This is a genomic window from Thioalkalivibrio sp. ALJ1, from assembly GCF_000745395.1.
Classification (GTDB): domain Bacteria; phylum Pseudomonadota; class Gammaproteobacteria; order Ectothiorhodospirales; family Ectothiorhodospiraceae; genus Thioalkalivibrio.
Window position 1 is genome coordinate 1,925,207 of record NZ_KN050684.1, and the last position, 16,822, is coordinate 1,942,028.

Sequence of the window (16,822 nt, forward strand, 5' to 3'; positions counted from 1 at the left end):
CTTATTACATTGGATTCCCGATGACCGAAATCACCGACGAAAACAAGCTGATCGCGCAACGCCGCGCCAAGCTGAATGAGCTGCGCGAGGCCGGTCCGGCCTTTCCCAATGACTTCCGGCGCGATTCTCTGGCGGCCGCGCTGCACACCGCACACGACGAGACGGAAGGCGAGGCTCTACAGGAAGAGGGCATCCGCGTGACGGTCGCCGGGCGCATGGTCGGCAAGCGGGTAATGGGCAAGGCGAGCTTCATTCGCCTGCGCGACCAGAGCGGGGATATCCAGCTGTTTGCCCAGCGCGACAGCCTGCCGGAAGGCGTGTACCCGGCATTCAAGCAGTGGGATCTGGGCGATATCGTCGGTGGGCAGGGCACGCTGTTCAAGACGAAAACCGGCGAGCTGACCGTGCAGCTGGACGAGCTGCGTCTGCTTACCAAGAGCCTGCGCCCGCTGCCGGAGAAGTTCCACGGCCTGACCGACCAGGAACAGCGCTACCGCCAGCGCTACGTGGACCTGATCACCAGCCCGGACAGCCGCGAGCTGTTCCGCACCCGTACCCGGATCGTGCGCTACATCCGCGAGTACTTCGAGCGCGAGGACTTCATCGAGGTGGAGACCCCGATGATGCAGGTGATCCCGGGCGGCGCGACCGCGCGGCCGTTTGCCACGCACCACAATGCGCTGGATATGCCGCTGTACCTGCGCATTGCGCCGGAGCTGTATCTGAAGCGCCTGGTCGTCGGCGGCTTCGAGAGGGTCTTCGAGATCAACCGCAATTTCCGTAACGAGGGGCTGTCCACGCGGCACAACCCCGAGTTCACCATGCTGGAGTTCTACGAGGCGTTCGTGGACTACCACGCGCTGATGGACCGCACCGAGACGCTGCTGCGCGGGCTGTGCGAGGACGTGCTGGGCACGACCACCATCGAGTACCAGGGCGAGACCTACGACTTCGGCCAGCCGTTCACCCGCATGACGGTGCGCGAGGCGATCCTCGAGCACAACCCGGAGATCAGCAGCGAGGACCTGACGGACATCGACAAGGTACGCGCCCACTGCGAGCGCCTGGAGATCCCGATCAAGGCGAGCTTCGGGCTCGGCAAATTGTGGACCGAGATCTTCGAGTACACCGCCGAGAACAAGCTGCGTCACCCGACCTTCATTACCGCCTATCCGACCGAGGTCTCGCCGCTGGCGCGGCGTAACGACGAAGACCCGTTCGTGACCGACCGCTTCGAGCTGTTTGTCGGCGGGCGCGAGATCGCCAACGGCTTCTCCGAGCTCAACGACCCCGAGGACCAGGCCGAGCGCTTCCAGGCCCAGGTCGCGGAGAAGGACGCCGGCGACGACGAGGCGATGCACTATGATGCCGACTACATCCGCGCCCTGGAATACGGCCTGCCGCCCACAGCCGGCGAGGGCATCGGCATCGACCGCCTGGTGATGCTGCTGACCAACAGCGCGTCCATCCGCGACGTGCTCCTGTTCCCGCACTTGCGCCCGGAGGCGTAGATAAACGACGGTTGCGCGAGGGAGATGGCTCGGGCCCCTGGGGAACACCGGGAGACCATGCTGGTCGCATGGCTACGGCATGTTTTCAAGCAAAGGAGGTTGCCATGGCCATTCAGCGTCGCAAGTTGGATTCGTTGCTTACCGGGGTTTGTGCGAGTGTACTGCTCACGGCGGGTGCGCAGGCTGGCGAGATGGTTGAATCCGCGATTTCCACCGAATACGAGTCCTTCGATTTGGTCAAGGTAGCCGGTGGACTGGAGCATCCCTGGTCCGTTGCATTCCTCCCTGGCGGGGGCTACCTGGTCACCCAGCGCGGTGGCACTCTCAAACAGATTGATCGAAGTGGGAACGCTCGTGAGGTAGAGGGTGTACCCGACGTGGTCGCGAGTGGGCAGGGCGGTCTGCTGGATGTGGCCCTGCACCCCGATTTTCGGGATAACGGCTGGGTCTACCTGACCTATTCCAGTGGTAGTGAGGATCAGTCCTACACCGCATTGGGGCGCGGCCTGATGGAAGACGGCACCTTGCACGAGTTCGAGAAAATCTTCGAGCAAGATCGGGGTGGCAGCAATCACGGCCACTTTGGTTCGCGGCTGGCCTGGTTGGCCGACGGGACGTTGCTGATGACCATTGGAGACCGGCGCCAGGAAGAACCGTCCCAGGATCTGTCGTCGCATACCGGTTCGCTATTGCGCCTGACCGAGGATGGCGCGGCCCCGGCCGACAACCCGTTTGCCGATCGCGATGACGCCCAGCCGCACATCTACGCCTATGGCCTGCGCAATTCCCAGGGACTGGTAGTGGATCCGGCGGACGACACCATCTGGCTGACCGACCATGGCCCGCGGGGTGGTGACGAGCTGAACCGTATGGAGGCCGGGGGCAACTACGGTTGGCCGGTAGTCAGCCGAGGGCGTGACTATCGTTCCGAAGAGCCGTTCGGCGAGGCTCGGCAGGACGCTGACATGATCGACCCGGTCTACGAGTTCCTGCCGACCCTGGCGCCGTCCGGGCTGGCCATGGTCACCTCGGATCGCTTCGAGACCTGGCAGGGCAACCTGCTGGCCGGCGGCCTGCGCGCCGAGCGCATCCTGCGCATCGTCATCGAGGACGACGAGGTCGTGCACATGGAAGAGCTGCTGCACGGCAAAGTCGGCCGTATCCGTGATGTGCGCGAAGGCCCGAACGGCCACCTCTATGTGCTGACCGACGAATCCGACGGTGGCTTGTACCGGATGGAGGCCCGCTAAGCCGCTGTCACGCGGCCTGCGGCCTGGCCCAGGGTTTTACCCCTCGGCCGGCTCCAGCAAGAGCGCTGCCAGCGGCGGCAGATGCAGGTAGAGCGTGGCCGGGTGGCCGTGGCGCTCGACCGGCTCTGCGTGGGCGTGAGCGGGGCCGCGTGAGCCGCCGCCGTAGACATCGGCATCGGTATTGAGGAGCACGCGCCAATGACCGGCATGTGGTGCGGGCACTGGATGCGAGGGGCGTTCCATCGGGGTCAGATTCAGCACGACGATCTGTGCCCGGCCATGGTGGTCCCGGCGCCAAAAGCTGATGGTCGAATGTTCGGCATCGTTACAATCCAGCCACCCGAAGCCGTCCGGTTCGAATTCCCGAGCGTGCAGGGGTGGGCAGTCCCGATAGACCCGATTCAGGTCGCGGATCAGCTGTTGCAGGCCCTTGTGTAGCGGGTACTGCAATACATACCAGTCCAACTCGCGATCCTCGGACCACTCCGGCCCCTGGCCAAATTCCTGGCCCATGAACATCAGCTTCTTGCCAGGGTAGAGCCACTGCCAGGCGTATAGCAGGCGCAGATTGGCGTGCTGTTCCCATTCGTTGCCGGGCATGCGACCGCGCAGACTGTGTTTCCCGTGCACGACTTCGTCATGCGAGAAGGGCAGGACGAAGTTCTCGCTGTAGGCGTAGAGCTGCCCGAAGGTCAGCTGGTTGTGGTGGTACTGCCGGTACAACGGGTCCATGCCGAAGTAGGTCAGCGTGTCGTGCATCCAGCCCATGTTCCACTTCATGGTGAACCCCAGGCCTCCCATGGACGGCGGGCGACTGACACCGGGCCAAGCGGTGGACTCCTCGGCAATCATGGCGACACCCGGGTGACTGGTCTGTACTGTCTCGTTGAGGTGGCGCAGGAAGTCGATGGCCTCCAGGTTTTCGTTGCCGCCGTGGATGTTGGGCAGCCAGTCCTGTCCCTCGCGGTCGTAGTCGCGATAGAGCATGGAGGCGACGGCATCCACGCGCAGCCCGTCCAGGTGGAAGTCTTCCACCCAGCAAAGGGCGCTGGAGAGCAGGAAGTTGCGCACCTCAGGGCGGGAGTAGTTGAAGATCAAGGTGCCCCAGCCGCGATGCTCGCCGATGCGCGGGTCGGCATGTTCGTACAGCGCCGTGCCGTCGAAACGGGCCAGCGCGAAGTCGTCGCGCGGGAAGTGGCCCGGAACCCAGTCCAGGATCACGCCCAGCCCCGCCTGGTGGGCCTGGTCGACGAAGTAGCGGAAGTCGTCCGGATGTCCGAAGCGCGAGGTGGGGGCAAAGAAGCCGGTGCTCTGGTAACCCCAGGAGCCGTCGAAGGGGTGCTCGGTGACCGGCAGTAGCTCCAAATGAGAAAACCCCAGGTCACGGGCATAGGGCACCAGACGCTCCGCCAGTTCGCGGTAGGTCGGCCAGTGACCCTCGGGGCTGCGCTGCCAGGAGCCCAGGTGCACCTCGTAGATGCTCATGGGACGGTGTTTCCACGCCTCGGGATCGCGGTTCTGCATCCATTCTTCGTCGTGCCAGGCGTAGGCGCTGGCGGGCTGGATGCGTGCGGCAGTCTCCGGGCGGACCTGGTAGGCGCGGGCGTAGGGGTCGGTCTTCAGATGCAGGCTGCCCTGTTCGCGGTTGCGGATCTCGAACTTGTACAGCGTTTCCTCGGCAAGCTCAGGGATGAACAACTCCCAGATGCCACTCCCCGGGTGCACGGTCATCGGGTGACAGCGGCCGTCCCAGCGGTTGAAGTCTCCCACGATCGAGACGCGTTCCGCACTCGGGGCCCAGACGGCGAAACGTACGCCGTCGATCCCGTCACGTGTGATGGGGTGAGCGCCCAGCATGCGGTGGGCATGCCAGTGGCGGCCCTCGGAAAAGAGGTGGCGGTCGAAGTCGGGAAGATCCGGTGCGAAGCTCCACGGGTCAATGGTTTGTAATGAACCCGTGCCACCCTGGGGCGTCCAATCGACCCGAGGATGCGCCGGCAGGCTCTCTGGCGAGCCCTGCCAGAGGAACAGACCGGGAAAGCCGGGGGCCGGGATCAGGGGCTCGCTGTGACCCTTGGAAAGTGTGATGGAGGCCTCGTCTGCGTGCGGCAACCACGCGCGATAACAGGCGGATTGTTGATCCAGCGCATGATGTCCGAGGACGCTGTGCGGATCATGAAGACGCGCCTCGACCAGACGTCCTAACGGGTCCGTGACAGAACGGGTGCATTTGTTGGGGGCTGTTGCCATACTCGGATCAAACTCGCGTTTCGGACGTGGGAAGACATGGTTCGGGAGGATCCGCCGACCACGTGAGACAATCAAACCTTTTGCAAGGATGGGTGCATGAGTCCGCAACCGCAACGTTACGTTAGCCGCCTGACCCGGGAGACCTTGGCCCTGATCCTGGCCGGCGGGCGTGGCTCGCGTCTCAAACAATTGACCCTGTGGCGGGCGAAGCCGGCCGTGCCGTTCGGGGGCAAGTTCCGCATTATCGATTTCCCGCTGTCCAACTGTATCAACTCAGGCATCCGGCAGGTGGCGGTGGTTACGCAGTACAAGGCCCATTCGTTGATCCAGCACATGCAGCGTGGCTGGAGCTTCCTGCGGGGTGAGTTTGGCGAATTCATTGAGCTGCTGCCGGCGCAGCAGCGGATCGAGACCTCCTGGTACGCAGGAACGGCTGACGCGGTCTATCAGAACATCGATATCATCCGGCAACACAATCCAAGCTACGTGCTGATCCTGGCCGGGGACCACATCTACAAGATGGACTACGGCCAGATGATCGCCTTCCATGTGGAGAGCGGGGCCGACATGACCGTCGGCTGTCTTGAGGTCGAACGCGAGCGCGCGAAGGCATTCGGCGTGATGGGCGTGGACGCGGCCAGCCGTATCACCTCGTTTGCCGAGAAGCCGGAAGACCCGGCACCCATTCCCGGCAGCGAGACCCACTCGCTCGCCTCTATGGGCATCTACGTGATTAACACCCAGTTTCTGTTCGAACAACTCATCAAGGATGCGGATGACACCTTCTCCAGCCATGACTTCGGGAAGGACATCATTCCGAACATCATCGAGCGCTATCGGGTGATGGCCTATCCGTTCCGCGATGAGCAGGGTGTGCGTCAGGGGTATTGGCGCGATGTGGGGACGATCGACTCTTATTGGCAGGCGAACCTGGAGCTCATTGGCGTGACCCCGGAACTGAACCTGTACGATTCCGAATGGCCAATCTGGACGTATCAGGAGCAGCTGCCGCCTGCGAAATTTGTCTTCGATGACGAGGATCGGCGCGGCATGGCGATCGATTCCATGGTCTCTGGTGGCTGCATCATCTCCGGCAGTACAGTGCGTCATTCCCTGCTGTTTTCCAACGTGCAGGTCAATGCCTGCGCCACGGTGGAGGACTCGGTCATTCTGCCGAGTGTCACCGTGGGCGAGGACTGCGTGATCCGCAATGCGGTGATCGACAAGGGCTGCAAGGTACCGGATGGCACCCAGATCGGGGTGGACGAAGAGGCCGACGCACGCAACTACTTCGTTTCCCCAGGTGGCGTGCGAGTGGTGACGCCTGAGATGCTGGGCCAGGCCACGCACCATGTCCGCTGAATCCGGGAGTACCGCGCTCGCCACCCAGCCCCCTCAGCTTGATGTGGTGCTTTGCTGGCACATGCATCAGCCGCATTACTACGATTCCGGCAGCGCCGAGTACGTGCTGCCGTGGACCTACCTGCATGCACTGAAGGACTACACCGACATGGCCGCGCACCTCGAGGCTTGTCCCCAGGCGCGGGCGGTGGTGAACTTCGCGCCCATCCTCCTGGAGCAGATCGCCGATTATGGCGAGCGCCTTGAGTCCGGGATCGGGAACCACTCGAGTTTCGGCGATCCCGTGCTCGACCTGTTGCAGATGGATATCGTCCCGGTGGACCCGGTGCAGCGGCGCGAGATCCTTCGGGTATGCCTGCGGGCCCACGCCCCGCGAATGATCGAGCCGTTTCCATTATTCGAGCGGCTCGCCGCTCTGGCGCACCAGGCGCTGGAAGAACCGGTGCTTCTGGCCCACCTGGACAACCGCTATTTCCAGGATCTGGCTACTTGCTACCACCTCGCGTGGCTTGGCGAAACAGTGCGCCGTGCCTATCCGGAGGTGCAGGGCTGGTTGAAGGCGGACACGGGCTATAACCGGGATGTACGCGGGCGCCTGTTGAAGCTGATACGCGATGAAGTGAAGGCGATCCTGCCGCGTTATCGCGAACTGGCGGAGCAGGGACGGGTAGAACTGTCATTCACCCCTTACGCGCACCCGATCATGCCATTGCTGCTCGACCTGAACTCCGCGCGCGAGGCAATGCCCGATGTGGAGCTACCGCAGGCCTCGGCCTATCCCGATGGCGAGGCCCGTGTGCGCTGGCACATCGAGCGCGGGCTTGAGGTCTTCGAGCAGCACTTTGGATTCCGTCCGCGGGGCTGCTGGCCTTCGGAAGGCAGTCTGAGCGAGCCTACCGTGCGTCTTCTCGACGACTACGACATCTGCTGGACGGCCAGTGGCCAGACGGTGCTGGGCAATAGCCTGGTCGCAGCGGGTCAGACCGCGGAGTCGCACACAGGATTGGCCGAGCAGGAGGGTTGGTTGCATCGCCCGTATCGCTTGAGCGATTCGGCCATCGAGCTGTTCTTCCGTGATGACGGTCTGTCCGATGCCATTGGTTTCCGCTACGCCGATTGGCATGCCGACGACGCCGTGGGCGACTTTGTTCATCACCTTGAGAACATTGCGGCGGTGTCACCGGACGGCGGCGTCGTCGCCGTGATCCTGGATGGCGAGAACGCCTGGGAGTACTACCCGGACAACGGCTTCCACTTCCTACGCGGGTTGTACGAGCGCCTGGCCGAGAACCCGCGTCTGAATCTCTGCACCTTCTCGGATGTCTGTCAGCGCACCGGTCCTCGGGCGGATCGCGGTGATCTGCCGGGAATGGTGGCCGGCTCCTGGGTCTACGGGACTTTTTCGACCTGGATCGGTGATCCGGATAAGAACCTCGGTTGGGATCGGCTCATCGAGGCGTGGACGGCGGTCGATCAGGCCATCGCTCGGCATCCGGCCCTAGATACCCCCGAGCTGCGCAAGCAACTGGCGGTGTGCGAGGGCTCCGACTGGTGCTGGTGGTTCGGCGAGTACAACCCGGCTGGCTCGGTCAGCGACTTCGAGCAGCTCTATCGGCGGCATCTTGCCCGGCTTTATCAGTTGGCGGACCTTGAAGTCCCCGAATCGCTGGGTGAGGTCCTGTCCGTCGGAGGCGGTGACCCGGCGGCGGGTGGCACCATGCGCAAGGGGCAGTAGTTGATGGAGGCAGGTGAAGACCACTGTAATCCCCTGATGCAGCGCCGCCGCGCCGGCGTGCTATTGCATCCCGTATCGCTGCCGGGCCCGGGTCCGGTCGGCACGCTCGGACACGAGGCATTCCGTTTCCTGGATTGGGCGCGAGATGCCGGTTTCACCCTGTGGCAGATTCTGCCGCTGCATCCGCCGCAGGAGGATGGGTCCCCCTACGCCAGCATTTCGGCCTTCGCGGGTGATGTGCGTCTGATTGACCCGCAGCGGCTGGCCGAGCGCGCGGGCCTGGATAGCACCAGCACGCCGCTCGCGAGTCTTCTACAGCAGGCGCGCGAACAGATTGCGCAAGCGGACGAGGGATGGGCGCAGTCCTATCAGGCCTTTCGGGATGCCCAGGGCCCGGTCTGGCTGGATGACTTTGCCCGTTTCGTGGTCGTCCGTGCGCGTGAGGGCGGACGCCCTTGGTGGGAGTGGCCACCCGCCTTGCGTGATCGTGATCCCGAGGCCCTGGCGAATGTGGAGAACGAGGCGGCGCTCGCCCTGGAGGCGGAACGTTTTGCCCAGTTCGTGCTCTTCGATCAGTGGCAGGATGTGCGCGACTACGCCCACCAGAAGGACGTCACCATCCTCGGTGATATGCCGATCTTTGTGGCCCATGACTCGGCGGAAGTCTGGGCCCACCGCGATCTGTTTGACCTGGATGACACCGGTCACCCGCTAACGGTGGCCGGTGTCCCGCCGGATTACTTCTCCGCAACCGGGCAACGCTGGGGCAACCCGCACTACCGTTGGGATCGTCTGGCCGAGCGGGGTTACGACTGGTGGGTGGAGCGCATGCGCTGGACGCTGGAGACGGTGGATGCGGTGCGTATCGACCACTTCCGTGGGTTCGAGGCGAGCTGGGCCGTGCTGGCAAGTGAGCCAGATGCCACACAGGGCCATTGGGTGGCCGGGCCTGGCGCAGATTTCTTCGAGAAGCTGCAGACCCGCCTGGGCGTGCTCCCGCTGTTGGCGGAAGACCTTGGAGTCATCACGCCAGAGGTCACGGCCTTGCGTTTGCGCTTTGATCTTCCGGGAATGCGCATCCTTCAGTTCGCCTTCGAGGGGGGAGAGGACAACCCCTACCTGCCGGCGAACCACGATGACCTGAGCGCCGTGTACACCGGCACCCACGATAACGACACCACCCTGGGCTGGTTCCGATCCCTGGATCCCGGCATGCAGGCGCATGTGATTGCGACGTTGGGCGAGGGATTGGGCGAGGAGATGCCCTGGCCGCTGATACGCGCGGCGTACCGTTCGCCGGCACAACTCGCGATTCTGCCGATGCAGGATGCACTGGAGCAGGGAACGGAGGCACGCATGAACACTCCGGGGACGGTCGACGCGGGCAACTGGAGCTGGCGGTTTGACTGGAGCCAGGTGCCCGATGGCCAGAGCGAGGCGTTACGCACCCTTGCGCAGGCCACGGGGCGTCTTGAGTGACCTAATCAGGGTTGTAGTCCCCCATAAGAAAAGCCCGAACCCTTTTGCAAAGGCCGGGCTTTCTTCGTTGGAGGGCAGGCTTGCGCGCTTAGCGCATCATGCCGCCCTGGCCACCTTGTTGCTGCTGCATCTGTTGCTGCAGGGACTGCATGCGTTCGATCACGTCGTCGATATCGGCGTTTTCCTGACGCATGGCGGCCATCAGATCTTCGCGCAGGGCTTCCTGAGCCTCCAGGATCTCTTCATCCTGGGCGACGGCCTGCTGGGCCTCCTGCAGGTTCATCTGGGCCTGCTGGACTTCTTCGGTCTGGATTACCTGCTGACGCTCTTCGGCGCTCAGGTCCGGATCGCGGAGCTGTTCCTCGGCGGATTCCAAGGTCTCCAGATCCCGGCGGGGCTGGTAGCCAGCGGCCTCCATCTTGTCCAGCACCAAGTTTTCCAGCGCTTCACCCTTCTGTTCTAGATCGGGGTTGTTCTCGATGGCCTGCTGCTGCGTTTCGGCGAGGGTTTGCTGGAGCTGCTGCATCTCCATCTGCGGATCTCCGCCCTGGCCACCCTGGCCCTGTTGGCCCATGCCCTGGGCCATGGCCAGCGGGCTGGCCAGTGCCAGTGCGGCGGCCGCGATCAGCCCGGCGAGAGACGGGTAACGAATCTTCATAGAGGTTTCTCCTTGTGGATACACGTACATTCTGTTCGACCGTACTTAACCCTAGCTTAACAAGCGTGGCCTGATTGTGCCGGGTGTGCGGGGATGCAGGAGGCGTGTGTCCATTGGCAGACTGGTCGTTCGCCAAAGGGTTCCCGCAATCCGTGCTATGCCTCGCGGCCTGTGACCGAGACGAGGTTTCGGCTCGTGCTTCGACTCAAGGATGTTCGCCGTCTGTGCACTGGGAACGGGTGAAGAGCGCGACCCCCTGGGCAGGTAGTTCCACGGTGCAGCCGAAGTGTTGAGCGGCCCAGCGCAGGCTATTGGGGCTGTAGAAAGCCACATGGGTTGGATCGCGCCGATAGTGCCAGCGATTGAACTGACGGGGTTCGGGGAGCCACTCGGTCATGATGGCGAGGACACCGCCCGGTCGAATCCGATGCAACATCGCCTTCAGGCTGGTGCGTGGTTCGTGCAAGTGCTCAATGACTTCGGTGCAGGTAATGAAATCCCACCCATCGGCGGGCGCGGCGGGTTGCGCTGGGCCGAAGGCGGGGTCCCAGGCCGCCATCTGATAGCCCTTCGTCCGGAGCCGGTCGGCCAGGACCGGGTGCGGCCCGCAGCCCCAGTCGAGGCCGTTGGCGGGCGCCGGTATTGCCTGGGTCAAGGGGGTGATCAGGCGTTCCAGATGGAGGAGGTAGCCCGGATCACCCGGACGATTTTCGTGGGTCTTGTAATAGGCGCGTTCCTCTTCCCGATCAAGCCAGGCATCCGCCTCCAGCATGCTCAAACCGCAGTGGGGGCAACGCCGATAGTCGCCCGGCGAGGCGCTGCCCACGCCACGGTGGTGAAAGGGCTGTGTCGGATGTCCGCACAAGAGGCACGCGGCCATTGTGGCCTCGCTCATCGCCGCAGATACCGGAACCAGGAGGCAATGTTGAGAAGGCTCATCAGAGACTGAGACAGGTACGTATAGGCCGCCGCTTTCAGGATGCGCTCGGCGTGGGGATAGTCCGGTGGGTGCAGGTAGTGGCCGTCGCGTAGCATCGGCATGGCGCGGCGGAAGCTCGCATCGAACTCGGTGGGTAGGGTGATGAAGTGAACCAGTGCAGCGAGCCCCATCGACAGAACCCCGGCGAGGAAGAACAAGATGGCCGGTGCCGGATGGCGAGCGATGATGGTAATAAAGGGGATGGCGACCAGCAGCCAGGCGCCAATCTGTTGGCCATAACCCGAGACACACACCAAGTAGCTGTGCATCCGCAGTGGGGCGTAACCCTCGGCATGCTGTATCGCGTGGCCGACCTCGTGGGCCGCCACGGTTACGGCCGTGAGCGAGTGCCCGTCGTGATTCTCGGGCGATAGCCGTACGGTGCGGGTGTCCGGGTCGTAGTGATCGCCACTCTTGGTGGTCTCGACCTTCACCTTGTGCAGTCCGTGGCGATCCAGAAGATCGCGCGCCAGTTCCGCGCCGTTGCCGTCGTAACGATCCGCGGGCTGCTGGTATTTCTTCATGGTGTGACGCACCCAGAGGCCGGGTGCCCACGCAATGAGCAATAACAAAGGAGCGAGCAGGAGTAACAGTCGCATGGGACTATATTGACCCAAATCCCCCCGGGCCGGAAAGGGTAAGCACCTTTTGGATGCAACGGCGGGCCGATTCAGTGCAAGTGTGCGCCACTGTGGTCCGCCGTTTGGCGTCCAGCCTGAGAATGATGTGCCCTCAAGCCGCTGTGGGGGTCAATCCTCGGCCTCGTCGTAGTCGCCCTTGTGTTTCGGGTTCGGGCGCGCCCGCTGGTCACGAGAGTAGTCCTTGTCGTCCTTCTCGCTCTCGGCCTTCTCCTCGATGAGGCGCAAATTGGCGGCAGGTGCCGAGCCATCTTTCTCCTGACCGAAGTAGAGGGTCTGGTGCGGGAACGGAATCTCGATGCCGGCGGCGTCGAAGTGCTTCTTGACCAGGCGATTGAAGGCTCGACCCAGACCGAACTGGGTGCCCGGAAGGGCCTTGATCCGGATCCGCACATTGACCGCGCTGTCGCCAAGGGAGGTCACGCCGTGGACCTCCATTTCGTCGAGGACATTGGGGCCCTGATCCGGATCTTCCTTGAGCTCTTCGAAGGCCTCGCGCAGGCGCACGATGACCTCGTCGATATCCTCGCGGTAGGCCACGCCGTACTCGCCGACATGGTAGCCGTACTCGCGCATGTAATTGGACACGGCGTCGACTGAAGAGAACGGGATCAGGTGGTAAGTGCCGGAGAGATCACGCAGACCCAGAGAACGGATCGTCAAGCGTTCGACGACCCCGGTGGTACCGGCCACGGTAACCACATCGCCGACGTTGATCGCATTTTCGAGCTGGATGAAGACACCGGTAATCACGTCTTGCACCAGTTTCTGTGCGCCAAACCCGACCGCGAGGCCGAGCACACCCGCGCCGGCCAGCAGCGGGCCGATGTTCACGCCGATCTCGGCCAGCACGATCATTGTCGTCATCACGATCAGTACGATCGCGACGGCGTTACGGAAGATGGTCAGCAGCGTGGCTTCGCGTGCCGTTGGCTGGCCATCGCCGGTATTGGGGCTCATGCGGTGCTCCACCCAGCTGGCAAACACGAGCCAGATAGCCAGCACGGCCAACAGGATCAGTGCCACCGAGATCGCGGTCCCCAGCACCGCCATGCCGGTATCCGACGCGAGCCAGTTGGCCAGGCTGAATGCGCCCCATGCATCCGCGATCACGGCCAGCACAATCAGCAGGATCATCAGGCGCATAACTTTCAGCGCCTTCGGGATGTACGAGTTCAGACGCAGTTCCAGCGATGGGAACTTCTCCCGGGTCTCATCCGGTATGTGGATCCGGCGACCAATCAGCTGGGTCAGCAGGTTGGCGACGAAGACGCCGACGAAACCGGCGAGCAGGGTTTGCCCGGTGGCCTTGGCCATGAAGGGCAGGGCATCCTCCGGCCGCGTGATGCTGACTACTGCCAGGGCCAGGAAGTACAGCAGCGCGATCCAGTGCCAGAAATTCGCCAGCAGGGAGATCAGGATGCGGGTAAAGGCGAATCCGGCCCGGTTGGCCAGCGCAATCAGGCGGTCGTGCACCCGCGTACGGTTCTGCAGGATGATCACCGCCGCATACAAGAAGGCGGTGAGCATCACAATCAGGCCCAGGGAACGCCCGGCCTCGGACGAGATATGGTTGTTCGCGATCGGTACCAGGAGCAACAGGCCGTAGCCGATGTACCCGACGATCCGGGCCAGCCAGGCATTCCAGTAGGCGGCCTCGTCCCCAGCCATTGGCAACAGGCGCAGACCTTGATAGCGAGTCGCGAAGATCAGGCGCAGCGCGGCCTTGGTGACCTCGATCAGCAGGAAGGCGTTCAGGAATAGCGAGTGCCGGGTCAGCATCTCCCCGGACTCGCCGAGTACGAACAGGGCCAGGGCGTAGCCGGCCAGCCAGGCCAGGATAACGATCAGGAAATCGATGGCAGCGGCCAGTATCACCGCCGGTAGCGCCCGCATCAGGCGCATGTGTTCCGCCGCGTTCAGGGCCCAGCGGTCGATGGCGGTGAACATGGGCGCACCCAGTCTCCGCAGCACCAGGAACACCACCACCGTGAACACGATGATGCTGGCGAGATCCGCTACGGCCATCCCGAACACGGTGGGTTCGACCGCACGAACACGCTCGGCGATATCCGCCGCGATGTCGTTCAGGGCACGGACCTCGGCAACAGCACCCTCGGCCAGCGACTGCGTGAGCTGGGCGATCTGTCGGGCCACAGATACGTTGTCGCCGGTGTCTACCGGTACGGCATCGGTGACTGCGTCTTCCTCGCTGGAACCGCTGTCGGAGCGCAGGGCCTCCAGCAGGCGCTCACGCGCTTCTTCGTTCTCCAGGGCCTCGATCAGCGTCTGGCGCAGATCGTCACTGGAGGCGTCCGCGCCCGCTTCCTGGGCCGACAACCCCCCCCAGGGCATCAGCAGCATCAGGGCGAACAAAACAATCAGGTGAGAGAGAAAAGAACGCGGCGAACGCAGATAGGTCACGGCTAACCTCAATGTCTGGAAGGGGCTTCCTTGCGTGCCCCCGTGCGAGTGAGTCTAAGGGCAGGAAGTTCCCGCGAACAATGCACCGGGGCGGAGGTGGGCTCATTCCAGGAGCATTGGATCCAGCCAGGCGATGCCGAGTTGGGCCATCTGTCGTTCAACCCAGGCGATGCGTCGGTCCAGTTGCGGACCCGGCTGCACGGGGTTCATGCGCCCGGGGCTGGGCAGGATGGCGGCCAGGCGCGCCGACTGGTGGCGGTCCAGTTCGGTGGCGGACACGCCGAAGTAGTGCTGTGCCGCATTCTCGATGCCGTAGATGCCGGGTCCCCACTCCGCCAGGTTAAGGTAGATCTCCAGGATGCGCCGCTTGGGCCAGAGGGTCTCCATGCCCAGGGTGAATCCCGCCTCGAGCGTCTTGCGGATCCAGGAACGCCCGTGCCACAGAAAAAGGTTCTTGGCGGTTTGCTGACTGATCGTACTGGCCCCGCGCAGACGGCCACCACGGGCGTGGTCGCCCAGTGCCTGGCGTACCGAGCCCCAATCGAAGCCTTTGTGGTTCGGGAAGTGCTGGTCCTCGGCCGCGATCACCGCGAGCATCAGATGCCTTGGCAGATCGTCCAGGCGTTGCCAGTCCGGGCGGCGGTTAGAGGCGGTTTGCCAGTCGGTAGCGACGACCATGGCCATACCGTAGGGGGGGTCGACCCGGGCGAACAGGACGACCAATGCCAGCATGGCGCCGATCCCGATTCCCAGCAGGAGTCCGACGATGCCGCCCGTCCACCAGGCCAGGCGACGCAGGATGCTGCGCTTGCGGCGGCGGGCCATTAGCGGCCCATCCCTTTGCGCAGGGGCGGCGGGCCAGCGGCGTTCCGATGTTGGGTATCCATGGGCTGAAAGGATACCGCTTGGTGGCGTCTTGGGGGATGGGCGTCCGGCGTCGGTTGCCACCGCGGGTTGTGTCGTGCGGGCGAACTGTTTGCCGGTTTCGTGGCCCAATGGCGAAGGGGTCGCTCTGCCAGACCCCGCAATCCGCACGATCACGCCAACCGTTCGCGAAGGAGAGAGCCATGGACGTATTGCCCTATCGCTATGTCACCCCGAGTGGCGAGGCCGTGTCCTTCGAGTTTCGTCTGCACCCAGAGACTGGCTCGGCGGTGCGGGTTCAGCAGTTGCTGGATCGGCTGACGGACACTCTGGATAACGAGATCGGTTTGCTGGGAGATACTTGCAACGGCGATGTGCTGCAGGCGCTGGCGATGGCCCTGGCTGTGCGCACGGAGATGATCCCGGCAGACCCCGACATGACCCAGGGTCTGGCGCGTGACGTCGTCGAACGGGCGTTGAAGTCCCTGGCGGAGGCGCAGCATCGACAGACGGGGCCAGTCGGACATGCCTGAATCGGTAGCGCCTTCCCAACCGGTTACGGCCGGTCGACCCATTGTGTTCTATGACGGTGGCTGTCCGCTGTGTCGGCGCGAGATCGGCCACTACCAGCGGCTGGATTCGGCGGGCGCGGTCGACTGGCGCGACATCCATGCGGATGCCACGCCGCTTGCCGACTGGGGGATCACCTGGGACCGCGCCATGCAGCGCATGCACGCGATCAGTGCCGAGGGCCAGATTCGCAGTGGTTCCTGGGCCTTCGTGCTGGTCTGGCGGCACCTGCCGTATTACCGCTGGCTGGGTGGAACCCTGCACCGGTTACCGCCGATCGTCTGGCTCATGGACCGGGTGTATAACGTGATCGCCCGTTTCCGCTGGCGTTCGCGCTGCGACAGCGGGGTTTGTCGCCCTGGTCGCTGACGTGGCTCACCGCAAGCCTCACCTGCCGCAAAAAGACTGCATGGTTTGTGGCAGGCCATTTACCTGGCGGAGGAAGTGGGCGCGCTGCTGGAACGAGGTTCGTTACTGTTCTGACGCCTGCAGGCGTCGCCGTTCGAGGAAGATGGCTACATGAAACGTTGGATGGGCTTGGCCCTGGCGATGCTTGTGGTGGTTGGGATAAGTCCGGCAGCGGCGGATGATCTCTCCGCGGAGCGGGCCATCGTGGAGCAGTTACAGGAGCCGCATCGCATCCTGTTGATGCGCCACGCCCTGGCGCCAGGCATTGGTGACCCGGCGGGCTTCGAGGTCGAGGATTGCGCCACCCAGCGCAACCTGTCCGCTGGGGGGCGGGCACAGGCTCGCGAGACGGGCGAGCGCCTGCGGGCCGCGGGATTGGATGCCATTCGCGTATTCGCCGGTCCTTGGTGCCGTAACTTCGACACCGCGGAGTTGCTGGGATTTGGCGAACCGCAGGTACTGGAGGCGCTGGGGTCGGTGTTTCGCGCGAACGAGTCGCATCGTGAGCGACGCATGCGCGCCTGGCGCGAGCATCTGGCGGAGGAATACAGGCGCGAAAGTGGCCCCGCGGTTTATGTGACGCATCGCGCCAACATCATGGAGTTGAGCGGGCGCAGCATCGGGGCCGGCGCCATGCTGGTGGTGGCCGTGGATGCGGAGGGGAATGCCGAGCCGGTAGATCCGTAAACACGAG

The 16,822-nt window shown here is 63.8% G+C and carries 15 protein-coding genes; 9 read left to right on the top strand and 6 right to left on the bottom strand.

The window, feature by feature from the left end; all coding sequences use genetic code 11:
* Positions 1 to 20 precede the first annotated feature (20 nt).
* Entirely contained in the window at positions 21 to 1,511 is a 1,491-nt protein-coding gene (lysS, locus tag F462_RS11415) for a lysine--tRNA ligase (RefSeq protein ID WP_038054230.1), read from the top strand.
* A gap of 104 nt (positions 1,512 to 1,615) precedes the next feature.
* A complete protein-coding gene (locus F462_RS11420; RefSeq protein ID WP_038054231.1) occupies positions 1,616 to 2,761 on the top strand; it encodes a PQQ-dependent sugar dehydrogenase in 1,146 nt (381 codons plus the stop codon).
* A 36-nt stretch (positions 2,762 to 2,797) separates the two neighbouring features.
* Here the strand turns inward: F462_RS11420 and glgB are convergent, their stop codons facing one another.
* Positions 2,798 to 5,011 carry a 1,4-alpha-glucan branching protein GlgB gene (gene glgB, locus F462_RS11425; protein WP_081911403.1) on the bottom strand — a complete coding sequence of 738 codons (2,214 nt, stop codon included), beginning with the start codon at positions 5,009 to 5,011 and terminating at the stop codon, positions 2,798 to 2,800.
* Between the two features lie 96 nt (positions 5,012 to 5,107).
* On the opposite strand from glgB, the gene glgC reads away from it, so the two are divergent.
* From glgC to malQ, 3 genes are read left to right on the top strand one after another with little or no spacing between them, the layout of a single operon-like run.
* Entirely contained in the window at positions 5,108 to 6,373 is a 1,266-nt protein-coding gene (glgC, locus tag F462_RS11430) for a glucose-1-phosphate adenylyltransferase (RefSeq protein WP_038054235.1), read from the top strand.
* Entirely contained in the window at positions 6,363 to 8,108 is a 1,746-nt protein-coding gene (locus F462_RS11435; protein WP_038054236.1) for a glycoside hydrolase family 57 protein, read from the top strand. Before glgC ends, F462_RS11435 begins: the two co-directional genes overlap by 11 nt.
* Before the next feature lie 3 nt (positions 8,109 to 8,111).
* Entirely contained in the window at positions 8,112 to 9,587 is a 1,476-nt protein-coding gene (gene malQ, locus F462_RS11440) for a 4-alpha-glucanotransferase (RefSeq protein ID WP_038054238.1), read from the top strand.
* An 88-nt stretch (positions 9,588 to 9,675) separates the two neighbouring features.
* Here malQ and F462_RS11445 read toward each other — a convergent pair whose 3' ends face one another.
* The 5 genes from F462_RS11445 to mtgA all read right to left on the bottom strand — a co-directional run bounded on the left by F462_RS11445 (position 9,676) and on the right by mtgA (position 15,111).
* Positions 9,676 to 10,245 carry a hypothetical protein gene (locus tag F462_RS11445; protein WP_038054241.1) on the bottom strand — a complete coding sequence of 190 codons (570 nt, stop codon included), beginning with the start codon at positions 10,243 to 10,245 and terminating at the stop codon, positions 9,676 to 9,678.
* Between the two features lie 205 nt (positions 10,246 to 10,450).
* On the bottom strand, positions 10,451 to 11,110 hold the full coding sequence (locus tag F462_RS11450) for a class I SAM-dependent methyltransferase (protein ID WP_208854175.1): 660 nt from the start codon (positions 11,108 to 11,110) through the stop codon (positions 10,451 to 10,453).
* A gap of 26 nt (positions 11,111 to 11,136) precedes the next feature.
* On the bottom strand, positions 11,137 to 11,823 hold the full coding sequence (locus tag F462_RS11455) for a zinc metallopeptidase (protein WP_038054247.1): 687 nt from the start codon (positions 11,821 to 11,823) through the stop codon (positions 11,137 to 11,139).
* A gap of 150 nt (positions 11,824 to 11,973) precedes the next feature.
* Positions 11,974 to 14,286: a mechanosensitive ion channel domain-containing protein gene (locus F462_RS11460; protein ID WP_038054249.1), complete on the bottom strand. Its 2,313-nt coding sequence runs from the start codon at positions 14,284 to 14,286 to the stop codon at positions 11,974 to 11,976.
* 102 nt (positions 14,287 to 14,388) lie between these two features.
* On the bottom strand, positions 14,389 to 15,111 hold the full coding sequence (gene mtgA, locus F462_RS11465) for a monofunctional biosynthetic peptidoglycan transglycosylase (RefSeq protein WP_018140589.1): 723 nt from the start codon (positions 15,109 to 15,111) through the stop codon (positions 14,389 to 14,391).
* Between the two features lie 242 nt (positions 15,112 to 15,353).
* On the opposite strand from mtgA, the gene F462_RS11470 reads away from it, so the two are divergent.
* Genes F462_RS11470 through F462_RS11480 form a run of 4 tightly spaced genes read left to right on the top strand, consistent with a single transcriptional unit; the run spans position 15,354 to position 16,815 of the window.
* Positions 15,354 to 15,683 carry a hypothetical protein gene (locus tag F462_RS11470; RefSeq protein ID WP_018140588.1) on the top strand — a complete coding sequence of 110 codons (330 nt, stop codon included), beginning with the start codon at positions 15,354 to 15,356 and terminating at the stop codon, positions 15,681 to 15,683.
* Positions 15,676 to 16,089 (top strand): thiol-disulfide oxidoreductase DCC family protein, encoded by a 414-nt coding sequence (locus F462_RS11475; protein WP_038054252.1) that lies wholly within the window; start codon positions 15,676 to 15,678, stop codon positions 16,087 to 16,089. Before F462_RS11470 ends, F462_RS11475 begins: the two co-directional genes overlap by 8 nt.
* A gap of 40 nt (positions 16,090 to 16,129) precedes the next feature.
* Positions 16,130 to 16,243, top strand: a complete 114-nt coding sequence (locus tag F462_RS13505; protein ID WP_244270890.1) for a DUF2256 domain-containing protein — start codon at positions 16,130 to 16,132, stop codon at positions 16,241 to 16,243.
* Positions 16,240 to 16,815 (top strand): histidine phosphatase family protein, encoded by a 576-nt coding sequence (locus F462_RS11480; protein WP_038054256.1) that lies wholly within the window; start codon positions 16,240 to 16,242, stop codon positions 16,813 to 16,815. The genes F462_RS13505 and F462_RS11480 overlap by 4 nt, the downstream gene beginning before the upstream one ends.
* Positions 16,816 to 16,822: the final 7 nt, after the last annotated feature.

Excerpts from the sequence above, each read along its gene's own strand:
- lysS (WP_038054230.1), top strand. The coding sequence starts at position 21 with ATGACCGAAATCACCGACGAAAACAAGCTGATCGCGCAACGCCGCGCC.
- F462_RS11420 (WP_038054231.1), top strand. The coding sequence starts at position 1,616 with ATGGCCATTCAGCGTCGCAAGTTGGATTCGTTGCTTACCGGGGTTTGT.
- glgB (WP_081911403.1), bottom strand. The coding sequence starts at position 5,011 with ATGGCAACAGCCCCCAACAAATGCACCCGTTCTGTCACGGACCCGTTA.
- glgC (WP_038054235.1), top strand. The coding sequence starts at position 5,108 with ATGAGTCCGCAACCGCAACGTTACGTTAGCCGCCTGACCCGGGAGACC.
- F462_RS11435 (WP_038054236.1), top strand. The coding sequence starts at position 6,363 with ATGTCCGCTGAATCCGGGAGTACCGCGCTCGCCACCCAGCCCCCTCAG.
- malQ (WP_038054238.1), top strand. The coding sequence starts at position 8,112 with ATGGAGGCAGGTGAAGACCACTGTAATCCCCTGATGCAGCGCCGCCGC.
- F462_RS11445 (WP_038054241.1), bottom strand. The coding sequence starts at position 10,245 with ATGAAGATTCGTTACCCGTCTCTCGCCGGGCTGATCGCGGCCGCCGCA.
- F462_RS11455 (WP_038054247.1), bottom strand. The coding sequence starts at position 11,823 with ATGCGACTGTTACTCCTGCTCGCTCCTTTGTTATTGCTCATTGCGTGG.
- mtgA (WP_018140589.1), bottom strand. The coding sequence starts at position 15,111 with ATGGCCCGCCGCCGCAAGCGCAGCATCCTGCGTCGCCTGGCCTGGTGG.
- F462_RS11470 (WP_018140588.1), top strand. The coding sequence starts at position 15,354 with ATGGACGTATTGCCCTATCGCTATGTCACCCCGAGTGGCGAGGCCGTG.
- F462_RS11475 (WP_038054252.1), top strand. The coding sequence starts at position 15,676 with ATGCCTGAATCGGTAGCGCCTTCCCAACCGGTTACGGCCGGTCGACCC.
- F462_RS13505 (WP_244270890.1), top strand. The coding sequence starts at position 16,130 with ATGGTTTGTGGCAGGCCATTTACCTGGCGGAGGAAGTGGGCGCGCTGC.
- F462_RS11480 (WP_038054256.1), top strand. The coding sequence starts at position 16,240 with ATGAAACGTTGGATGGGCTTGGCCCTGGCGATGCTTGTGGTGGTTGGG.